General features: G+C 46.4%; 12 protein-coding genes. 1 reads left to right on the forward strand and 11 read right to left on the reverse strand.

All coding sequences use genetic code 11. The features are described 5' to 3' along the window. Window positions 1-101: 101 nt before the first annotated feature. Both P5674_RS20030 and P5674_RS20035 read right to left on the reverse strand, forming a co-directional pair. Window positions 102-782: a hypothetical protein gene (locus P5674_RS20030; protein ID WP_006621012.1), complete on the reverse strand. Its 681-nt coding sequence runs from the start codon at window positions 780-782 to the stop codon at window positions 102-104. Between the two features lie 38 nt (window positions 783-820). Further along, entirely contained in the window at window positions 821-2,254 is a 1,434-nt protein-coding gene (locus P5674_RS20035) for a nucleoside transporter C-terminal domain-containing protein (RefSeq protein ID WP_315670223.1), read from the reverse strand. Between the two features lie 307 nt (window positions 2,255-2,561). Here P5674_RS20035 and P5674_RS20040 point away from each other — a divergent pair, with 307 nt between their 5' ends. Further along, complete coding sequence (locus P5674_RS20040) at window positions 2,562-2,825, forward strand: hypothetical protein (protein WP_014275095.1); 264 nt, start codon at window positions 2,562-2,564, stop codon at window positions 2,823-2,825. A gap of 89 nt (window positions 2,826-2,914) precedes the next feature. On the opposite strand, the gene P5674_RS20045 is transcribed toward P5674_RS20040, so the two are convergent. The 9 genes from P5674_RS20045 to P5674_RS20085 form a co-directional block, all read right to left on the reverse strand. Then, the gene (locus tag P5674_RS20045) at window positions 2,915-3,151 is read right to left on the reverse strand and encodes a DUF4327 family protein (protein WP_014275094.1); all 237 of its coding nucleotides are present in this window, start codon (window positions 3,149-3,151) and stop codon (window positions 2,915-2,917) included. A 150-nt stretch (window positions 3,152-3,301) separates the two neighbouring features. After that, window positions 3,302-3,967, reverse strand: coding sequence for a methyltransferase family protein (locus P5674_RS20050; RefSeq protein WP_006617717.1), 666 nt, complete (start codon window positions 3,965-3,967; stop codon window positions 3,302-3,304). A 76-nt stretch (window positions 3,968-4,043) separates the two neighbouring features. Continuing rightward, on the reverse strand, window positions 4,044-4,649 hold the full coding sequence (gene ribH, locus P5674_RS20055) for a 6,7-dimethyl-8-ribityllumazine synthase (protein ID WP_006617716.1): 606 nt from the start codon (window positions 4,647-4,649) through the stop codon (window positions 4,044-4,046). A 109-nt stretch (window positions 4,650-4,758) separates the two neighbouring features. Further along, a complete protein-coding gene (gene psbZ, locus P5674_RS20060; RefSeq protein WP_006617715.1) occupies window positions 4,759-4,950 on the reverse strand; it encodes a photosystem II reaction center protein PsbZ in 192 nt (63 codons plus the stop codon). Window positions 4,951-5,076: 126 nt separating this feature from the next. Then, window positions 5,077-5,739, reverse strand: coding sequence for a phycobilisome degradation protein NblB (nblB, locus tag P5674_RS20065; protein ID WP_014275093.1), 663 nt, complete (start codon window positions 5,737-5,739; stop codon window positions 5,077-5,079). 519 nt (window positions 5,740-6,258) lie between these two features. After that, window positions 6,259-6,732, reverse strand: coding sequence for a CBS domain-containing protein (locus tag P5674_RS20070; RefSeq protein ID WP_006617713.1), 474 nt, complete (start codon window positions 6,730-6,732; stop codon window positions 6,259-6,261). Window positions 6,733-6,870: 138 nt separating this feature from the next. Beyond that, a complete protein-coding gene (locus tag P5674_RS20075) occupies window positions 6,871-7,320 on the reverse strand; it encodes a hypothetical protein (RefSeq protein WP_006617712.1) in 450 nt (149 codons plus the stop codon). Window positions 7,321-7,496: 176 nt separating this feature from the next. Continuing rightward, entirely contained in the window at window positions 7,497-8,291 is a 795-nt protein-coding gene (locus P5674_RS20080) for a DUF1822 family protein (protein ID WP_006617711.1), read from the reverse strand. 21 nt (window positions 8,292-8,312) lie between these two features. After that, window positions 8,313-9,050, reverse strand: coding sequence for a hypothetical protein (locus P5674_RS20085; protein ID WP_014275091.1), 738 nt, complete (start codon window positions 9,048-9,050; stop codon window positions 8,313-8,315). Between the last annotated feature and the right edge of the window lie 173 nt (window positions 9,051-9,223).

A 9,223-nucleotide genomic window follows, 5' to 3' on the forward strand; every position in this document is an offset into this window, starting at 1 on the left:
TTATTAATATCCTGGTGGGGATGGAAAATTGACGGCAGAACCCGCCCCTACAATTAATAATTAATAATTAATAATTAATAATTATTAATTATTAATTACTTTTACAGAGGTTGTAGTGTGTCGGATAAAGCTGCAACTGCTCCCTCTATGTTGGGGGCTCCTGCTGCTGTGGCAGACACTAATAAAACTAGGATTTGATTACCAGCTTGACGAGCAAAAATTACTCCTGACATAGGCTGGCTTCTGGCTCCGATTTTTAAGGTTCCTGTCCAAGGCATTTGTACTTCCCCAGTCCCCAAAGTTTCAAAATTTCCGGGTCTAAAACCTTCCCCGCGCTCAAAGATTTCGATCGCAATTTGCGCGATCGCTAATTCGGGTAAAGTGCGATCGCTTTCGCGATATCTAGCTACCACTGTATAAGCCAAGTTACCATCTGGTGACTCAAACAGGGGAAAATTGCCCGCAAACCCGACATTAAAATCTTGAATAATCCCCACCTCAAAACGACCTTGGGGGTCCTTGAAGGCGCTACCACTTAGGGGTAATGCTTCCACAGAATTTGTCGGTTCCGGCGGCGGTGCGGGTTCTGGGGTGGCTTCTGGGGTAGCTTCTGGGGTAGCTTCTGGGGTGGGTGTCGGAGTGGGTGTCGGAGTGGTCTGTTGAGCGATCGCCGATTCTCCTGATATGCTGGTAAATGGTAGGCGATCCATATTACCGAACACCAATAAAAGTAAAGCGGTGATGAGTCCCAAGCCTATAATTTTCAGGCGTTTTGGTTGCATAATTCCTCCTCAAAATAAGCCCGAATTAATCTAGTTAATTATTTTCCAAAAATAGCAGGATTTCCAAAGTCAAAGAATCCCGCCATACAGCCTGTCATTAAAGTGGCTAAAGTACCTGCCCATAAGGCAGTAAAGCCTAAAGATGCGACTTCCGAACGTCGGCTAGGAATTAAGGAAGATAAACCACCGACGAAAATTCCATAGGAGGCAAAATGAGTAAATCCGCACAAAACATAGCTAACAATTAACATGGCGCGGTTGCTAATTTCGCCGTTAGCATTAAGTTGAGCGAGGGCTTGATAGGGGGGGATATTAGTTTCCAAAAGCCTTCTGCCAATTAACAGGGAAGACTGCCATAGTTCTTGCCATTCGAGGGAAACCCCAGTTAAAAAAGTCAGAGGTAAAAATAAGGCTCCCAAAATGTTTTGTAGGGTAATGACCTGAAATAGATTACCTATCCAACTAAGGAGGAAAAAATCACTTTCGGACAATCCTGCCAAAGTCTGAAAGACCAAATTAACTAACGCCACCATTCCCAAAATGGCAATCAAGGCGGCGGCTATTCCTACTGCCATTTTCACGCCATCTAAAGCACCACCGATTAAGCTATCCATAGGGTTAGGAAGGCTGGCTTTATCGGTTTTTGGTTCTTCGGGAACTTTGCCCATAGTTTTGGGTTGACCAGTTTCTGGTACTAGAATTTTGGCAATGACAAAGCAGGCGGGAATTGTCATTAAGGAGGCAGAAACTAGGTGTCCGGTGATGTTGGGAAAAGTCGGCCTGAGAAATCCGGCATATAATGCTAAAACGGAGGAAGCGATCGACCCGAAACAACTGGCGAGAATGGCACATAGTTCGCTGCGGGTCATGTCTAATAAATAGGGTTTAACAGCGATCGCCGATTCAATACCAACAAAAATATTAGCGGCACCGGATAGGGATTCAGCGCCACTAATTCCCATGGTTTTCTGAAATATTTTGGCGAAAATTTGCACGACTGGCTGAATGATATTCAGTCGATATAATAAGCTGACCAAACCGGCAAAGAAAATGACTTGAGGAAGGGCGCGAAATGCTAGAACATAGGCAAAACCGGGGTTAAGATTATCGGGGCCAATGCGATCGCCTGGGACTGCGACATAGGGAGTTCCCACAGCCCTAGCAATCCAACGTCCAGCGGGACCCGGACCAGCGCGAAAGTCTGGGTCAGCTACCAAAATTGATTGTGGTCCACCAAATAAGAATCGCGCCCCAGCTTCGGAAGCGTCCAAAATTGAGTTAAGCAGGGTGCTGAGTCCCTCGACTAATTGGCTACCTAAGACAAATACAATGAGTCCAATAACCATTTGTAAGCCTATTCCCCAAATGATCACATTCCAGGGGATGACGCGCTTGTTTTCGGAAGTTAACCAAGCAATAAAGCACAAACCAGCAATTCCCAGTAGGGAAATTAAATTCAGCAGTGGATTCATAAATCTTTCCCTAAGTGCGGAAACTGAATAATTGGAGAAGCTGCACCCACAACTATAGTGATTGATGGGTTGGGGGGTTGCCCGGAAACCATCGGCTCCAATTTCGCCTCAAATCTAAATATGCCATAACTTATCAAGGGGTGGATGTACACCTCTGGGCTAAGTTATCACCAGATGATAAATGGATACTGAGGATTTTGGTTACTACGAATCTTGCACCAAATCCGGTTGAAACACAAATATATATGAATTAGGTATGTTGCGGCAGCCAAATACAATCTACAATAGGGCAAAAAGTCTGATTAAAATGGATGCTTTTCAGCTAACACCGCCTAACTGGACCAGTGATGCTGTTCACGCCTTCGAGTTTTGCTGTCCCCAATGTTCGGCCAGCAGTTTAGAAGCTCAACAGGTGTGGATTAATCGCCGATCGCCTGTATATGGGGATAATAACCGCCGCAAGTGGCAAGAATTTTATCACTGTCAATGTGGTTGTGCTTGGTGGGCTTGGAGTAGCGATCGCCCACCGTCCCCATTCAAGAATAATAATGATTCTCTGACGGAGCCCTAAATACACAAATAGCAGTCACCAGGGCGCAATTAGCCAGCGCCCTAATCAAGCTGACGCGAACATTCACGCTAATATGCCTATTTATCAATCTAGTCTTCCTTCCAATCCTCACGACCTAAGAGGTCAATGACCCTATCTCTGAGCAAAAAATCATTTTGTTCTAATTCACACTCGACCCAATCCCACTCACGGGCTGGGATATACTGGCACATGGTGTAAATTGGTTGATGGCGATCGATTAATCCTTTTTCTACCAGGTTACGCGCCTCGTCTTGAATGACTTTAATGGAATATTTGACGGTACTATGAATAACAGCTTGTACCATATTATAACCCCCTACCCAATGAATCGGGTAAATAACTAAACGGTATCCGGGACTACCTCTGGTGGTATTCCCTAAACACATTGTCCCCCAATATGTCTGTTTTATCCCTATATCTTTACTATTTTTAACAGTCTGATTAAATTCAGGGAATCATCCATCATTATTTGGGGCGATCGCACTAGGGTTAGAGTCGGGGATTTTTCCCCATAATTTGGGTAAGAGTAGCCCAGAATTTTGGCGATATTGTTCAAATTCCGGGTAGCGGGAGAGGGATTTATCTTTTTTGAGCATATTGGGGATAAAAATAGCGATCGCAAATGATGCCAGAATCACAAACGGTAGCCAATGTTGTGCTAACATCGCAAAACTGAGATAAATCAGAATTTCTCCCCCATAATTAATATTACGAGAACGGGCAAAAAATCCCTCCGTAATTAATCCGGATTTATATTTTAAGGTGTAGTATTTTTGAGCATCACTGGTGTAGTGCAAAAATACGCCCAATAGGTTAATAGAAATGGCGGCAGAAATCAATATAGGGGGTGGTTCTGAGTAACTACTAACTAATAGAAATGGAGCCACCCAATATGATATTAAAAAGGTAAACACCGCCACTCCCTTCCACCAAGTCACCTCTTCTTCCCACTGTTTATCTGGATAAATACGGCTTTTTAACAACCACAAAATCCCATAGGTTCCGTGGAGAGCGAGATAAACCCAGGGGCCGATGGTAAAGTTATTATATGCCACCATCAACCCCAGGACGACTAGAAAAGTCAAGAATTTATGGAGGTCGATCGCCTGTTTAATTTTCATGGTAACTCATCCCGCAAATACCCGATAATTGACAGCTTAAATATTGGGAAATTACCTAATTATCTGATTTAGGTTGTTATGGATTAGAGCGATCGCCGGATTCTGTGGACAATTCCGAGGATTCATCCGTATCAACACCGGCTGATAAAACCGGAGTTGATGTTGCGCCAATAGTATTAGGTAAATAAGGCCCTGAGCGTCCTTGATGGCGCATTTGTCGCATTAGGCTTACCATTTCCATGGCATTCATAGCATAATCCCAACCCTTGTTGCTTTTAATTCCGGCACGTTCCAAAGCCTGTTGCATGGAATCAGTAGTTAAGATACCAAATATCACAGGTACGCCAGTTTGGAAAGCAGAAGCCGCAATTCCTTTAGACACTTCCGCCGCCACATAATCAAAATGGGGAGTGTGTCCGCGAATGACCGCCCCCAGACAAATGATGGCATCATAGCGACCGCTGAGGGCTAATTGATTAGCCACCATGGGAATTTCAAAACTACCAGGAACCCAAATATAATCAACCTGAGTCCCGTGGGGGTCAGGATTTACCCCATGTCGCTTTAAACAATCTTGACACCCTTCTAGTAGTTTAGTGGTAATCAAATCGTTAAACCGACCAATTACGATCGCCAACTTTACGGACTCAAGCTGAGTAAAAGTACCTTCAAAAACCGTCATAATAAAATAGTCTAAATTATCTGTTGAGTATTTGAGGATAGAGGTTTGGGGTGGAAGATTTCCCCATTCCTCTGACCTCTACTAAGTTAATTGTCAATAGCCGAGGGGGCTAAACAACTAAGTAGTTAAAAACTCCTACTAAAATCACCAGCACCGCCCACAGGCCAGAACCGATAAAAATGAGGGGCTTAGACTGACTCCAATTTTGAGGAGAAGCATAAGCCACAGGAACCGCGACAATCATGAGGAAGGACACAATCACCAAAGCCGCCAAAAGCACTTGAAACAGAAGTGTTAACATTTTTTTCTCCCAAGCAAAAAGGATAAGCGTAAGTACAAATAACGATAGATTAGCCGAGATCAGCCTTTTCGGCTCGTACTTTATATTTACGCTACCAGAAATTGCACCGTCTGATAAACCCAGATTTTAGGAATTGTGTGTTGATTGTGCTTCTTGGGCGACTTGGGAGACTTCATCAGTAGCCAATTGTTGCAAAACCTCTTGAACTTCCTCGCCCCCCAGGCGAGATAAGGCTTGGGCGATGCGGTGGCGGATCTGCCAATCTGGGTCTGATGCACGGGATATTAATAGGGGTATGGCTTGACGATCGCCTAATTCTCCCAAAGCGCTGATCGCAACGGTTTGGATCAATTCGTTGCCATGAATCAGGCCATGTTCGAGGAGTTCAAGGCCGCGCGGATCTCCCAATTCTCCTAAAGCGGCAATAATGCTCAATTGCACCAACCATTCGGAGGTATTATGGTAAACCTGATGGAGGTCTTCAAAGGCTTCTGTGAGTTTCAAAGCCCCGATGGAATCGGCGGCGGCTGCTTGGACATCAGGTTCTGGATCGTTAAGCAGACAATCGCGCAATAGGTTTAAAGAGAGGTCGCGATCTTGGTGTCCGAGGCTGGCCATTTGGCTAACTGCTGCATATCGGACTCGGGTATCTGAGTCAGCGATCGCCCTTTGCAGTAATTCAAAGCCGATACTTTTTTCGAGTTGACGGATTTGGTTAACCCCCCGTAAGCGATCGCCAAGATTTTCCGAACTCAGTTGTTGCACAATGGACTCTGGAGTAATAGTCATTTTGGTTAAACAGTTAAGCAGTTGCTGTCGGTTAAGGTCCGGGGCTACTCTCACCCTAGGGGGAGAACTAACCTTTAAGGACTATTCCCATCTTATTCTGCGATGAGAGCTTAATTTAATCGCAGATTAGTTGAACCACCAATTAGGGCGATGCGCTACCATACCAATGGTGCGAGACGTTCGGGTATGAAATAGAGCCCAAATGCGCGAAATAACTCCCGACGGTGAGAACTTCAACCCCTTGGTTGATTGGGTCGCATCCCTGACCATCCCATAAAACAGCCTAATTTTTTGTGCTCATCTTCGAGACTTCCAACATGGTTGCCAAGGTGAAGCGAAAAATCAGGTCTAAGACTACCAAGCTAAACAGTGCTTTTGGATCATCTTTCTAAAAGCTTTGCGGGATACCGCCTCCATTACCTTAACAGGTAATGGTGCTATCGTTGCATTATCCGGAACCGGAAAAATGCCGCGTAAATGTATCAAAAAACTAACAACAACTGGGGAAACCGATGGGCTTCAGTCGTCATCAGTACCTATAGCCATGACTCGGATAATATCCCCACAGGTCAAAATACCGATTAATTTTTTGGACCCATCCAAAACTGGCAGGCGATGCACTTGTTTTTGGTTCATCAACCGGGCTGCTTCTGACAGAGAGCAATCTGGTTTAATGGTGATCATCGGTCCGTTACTCATTACGTCTCCCACGGTTTGACCGAGGGCTTTGTGTAATTCCTTTTCGTAGCGAGAGGGATTTTCGAGATAAATCACACTGTCGAGAATAGTGATGTAGGCTGGTGGGGTCACGCCACTTTGCTGCCAGATAATATCAGTTTCCGAGATAAAGCCCACCAATTTACCCGTGTTATCCATCACGGGAAGCCCCCCAATTCGGTTCTGGGCTAGTAGGGCGATCGCATCAGTTAAGGGCGCATCAGGACTAATCACAAGGGGATTAGGGGTCATTACATCGGCAACGGTTTTAGCCATGGTCTCTGCTTCCGGTTTCACTGTCGGTCTATAGTTCTCATCTTATCGAAAAATTGGCATACGATGACATATTCCCGACACCCACCGGTTAGGATAGGTGCGGGCTTCAGGAGAATGATGGGGTACAGCGCTCTGGAGTCAAGGGGAGATCCGACGGTCTGTGGGGATGATCAGCATGGTATTATTGGTGATAATTTCCAGAGCGATCGCCTCTTCTCCCAGTGTGCGACCCATGCGGTAGGAACCCCGCACCATCGCGCCGAGGTGTCGCTGCAACATCGCCGCCGTCATGTAAGATTTCACCAAAACGATAGGTTCCCCCACCCAATTTTTCTCCCTGGGATTGAGCCAATTGCCATGGGAAAGGGTGGTGTTGTAGCCGCCGGCGGGTTGGGTCAGTTGTTGGATAAAGCCTTGAGCCTGTGAATATTTGTGAGCGGGAATGTGCCAGCGCACGGCGTAGGGCAACCTATCAAGGCGGATTTGAGAAGAGGCGATCGCATTTTCCACCACGGGATATAAAAGGCTATTTTGGGCGGTGATGGTATGGGGAATCAGCTTGGGCAGAATGTTGGCAATGTGTTCCATGATTTTGCCTTGGATTTGATAGTTATAGTTGGGGGGAACCCCTTACATAACTAACTCTGGGAAATGATGATTTTTTTATGCAGGGGCTGGTTGCACCCTCAACAGCGATCGCCACCAAAACGCCCCAGGAGCCTCCCAGAGCCTTGACATCCCTTGGGGGGTAGGGGAACTGGTGATTAATCTTCTGCTGCCCGCAATGACTCGAATAACCGCCGCAAAATCGATCGCAGTTGTTGGCGGGACTCATTTTCTGGATCTTCTCGCATTGCCAATTCTCGCTCGGAGTCGGCTACAGATTGGGCGATTAAGGCTTCCAATTCCTGGGCGGCGGACTCCACTTGTAGGGGTTCCTTGGTTTCTAATAATAGGGCTTTTTCCAGTTGGGCGACAACTGCTTGGCGTGCTTCCGCAGACCATTCACCCCAACCGGACCAATAGGACTCTAATTCCGCAAATCGGGACGGGTCGGCGAGGGGTTCGGCGAGTTCCAATAAATCCAACAGCCGATCGCATTCTAACAGGTCTTGGCGATCGATACTCGGTTCTGGATATTCTGTTTCTAGGGCGGGGGTAAATCCGACAATTTTTCCCCAGGTTTGGGGCGGGTTAATTTCTACGGCAATATAGGCAATGCGATCGCCTATTATCGACCCTTCGGGAATCTCCAAACTTTCGGCATCAGCCGCTAGGGGGATACATTCAACTATTCCCAAACTGCGGCTATCTTCAAAGATTTCTAAATCCGCCAAATCTGTCAAAACCTGGGCGGCGACATTCCAGGCGCTACTGGTGCGGAAATCCGATTGATAATCGAACCTTTTTAGATAGCGATGCACCACCCAAACAGCGATCGCTTTTTTGGCAATCTCTGAAAATTGGGAAGGTTCAATGTCACGGGAAAGCCTTTGTAAATACTGGGTTATTTTGGGCGGAATCGGAATCAGTTGACCGAATAATTCTTGAGTGTTCATGGTGTTAATATATGGCTCTGGTTAACAGCTTGTATAGGGGTAAATATCCCCATCTAAATCTAGTTCCTGAGAAAGGCGATCGCCCATCTTTTTCAACAGGGGACTGATGGTGCGACTCCAAGCCCCGTTGACGACTCCCGGCGGTATCTTAAAATGTTCGGCGACCAATTTTAGGGTGTATTTTTCCCCCTTAGAGACGCGATCGTAAATGAACAATAAAGCATCTTGAACCGTAATGGGCGGCGGTGGGGTTTGGCGGACAAAAGAACTCGTTAACTCTCCCGTCGGGTCGTTTTCAATTTCGCGGCGGATACCTTCTAACCGGGGAATATCTACCGAGGGCTGCGGTTCATTTTCAATATTGTAAGGTGTTTCCGGATCGGGTTTGGGGGGATTATCATCGATTAACTCCCGCCGTTGTTGCAGTCGGTTTTTATACTCCCCTTTACAGCGAATATCCCAGAGAGTGAAGGGACTAGCAGCGTTGTCAATATCGGGGTCGTAAACTTTCCCACCCCGAACATTTCCATGAATTTTGCGTTCTATATAATCCCAAGCGACCGCCACCGCTTCAACATACAGTAAATCATCCCGATATTGGGGCGGTTCTCCCCGCCAAAAACAGTGTTCCGGTGCCGCCATCATCATTCGCATCGCCTCCCGTCGCAGGCGTTTGCTTTCTCTAGCAGATTTGGCTTTTAGCGCCCGACGCAAAATGTCTTTTACCTCCTCATGGGGACATTTAGAATCTTCTGTCATTGCCACATTCCTCCACTTGGTAGACCTGCTGAGATTATCCCACATTATCGTAGGGTGCGATCGCCTTTCCGACATCTTTCTTAATCGGCGGGAAATCTATTCATCTGACGCACCGCCGCTGCTGCTGAGATTATCCCACATTATCGTAGGGTGCGATCGCCTTTCCGACATCT

Source organism: Limnospira sp. PMC 289.06 (assembly GCF_032350395.1).
Classification (GTDB): Bacteria; Cyanobacteriota; Cyanobacteriia; order Cyanobacteriales; family Microcoleaceae; genus Limnospira; species Limnospira platensis.

Excerpts from the sequence above, each read along its gene's own strand:
- P5674_RS20030 (WP_006621012.1), bottom strand. The coding sequence starts at position 782 with ATGCAACCAAAACGCCTGAAAATTATAGGCTTGGGACTCATCACCGCT.
- P5674_RS20035 (WP_315670223.1), bottom strand. The coding sequence starts at position 2,254 with ATGAATCCACTGCTGAATTTAATTTCCCTACTGGGAATTGCTGGTTTG.
- P5674_RS20040 (WP_014275095.1), top strand. The coding sequence starts at position 2,562 with ATGGATGCTTTTCAGCTAACACCGCCTAACTGGACCAGTGATGCTGTT.
- P5674_RS20045 (WP_014275094.1), bottom strand. The coding sequence starts at position 3,151 with ATGGTACAAGCTGTTATTCATAGTACCGTCAAATATTCCATTAAAGTC.
- P5674_RS20050 (WP_006617717.1), bottom strand. The coding sequence starts at position 3,967 with ATGAAAATTAAACAGGCGATCGACCTCCATAAATTCTTGACTTTTCTA.
- ribH (WP_006617716.1), bottom strand. The coding sequence starts at position 4,649 with ATGACGGTTTTTGAAGGTACTTTTACTCAGCTTGAGTCCGTAAAGTTG.
- psbZ (WP_006617715.1), bottom strand. The coding sequence starts at position 4,950 with ATGTTAACACTTCTGTTTCAAGTGCTTTTGGCGGCTTTGGTGATTGTG.
- nblB (WP_014275093.1), bottom strand. The coding sequence starts at position 5,739 with ATGACTATTACTCCAGAGTCCATTGTGCAACAACTGAGTTCGGAAAAT.
- P5674_RS20070 (WP_006617713.1), bottom strand. The coding sequence starts at position 6,732 with ATGGCTAAAACCGTTGCCGATGTAATGACCCCTAATCCCCTTGTGATT.
- P5674_RS20075 (WP_006617712.1), bottom strand. The coding sequence starts at position 7,320 with ATGGAACACATTGCCAACATTCTGCCCAAGCTGATTCCCCATACCATC.
- P5674_RS20080 (WP_006617711.1), bottom strand. The coding sequence starts at position 8,291 with ATGAACACTCAAGAATTATTCGGTCAACTGATTCCGATTCCGCCCAAA.
- P5674_RS20085 (WP_014275091.1), bottom strand. The coding sequence starts at position 9,050 with ATGACAGAAGATTCTAAATGTCCCCATGAGGAGGTAAAAGACATTTTG.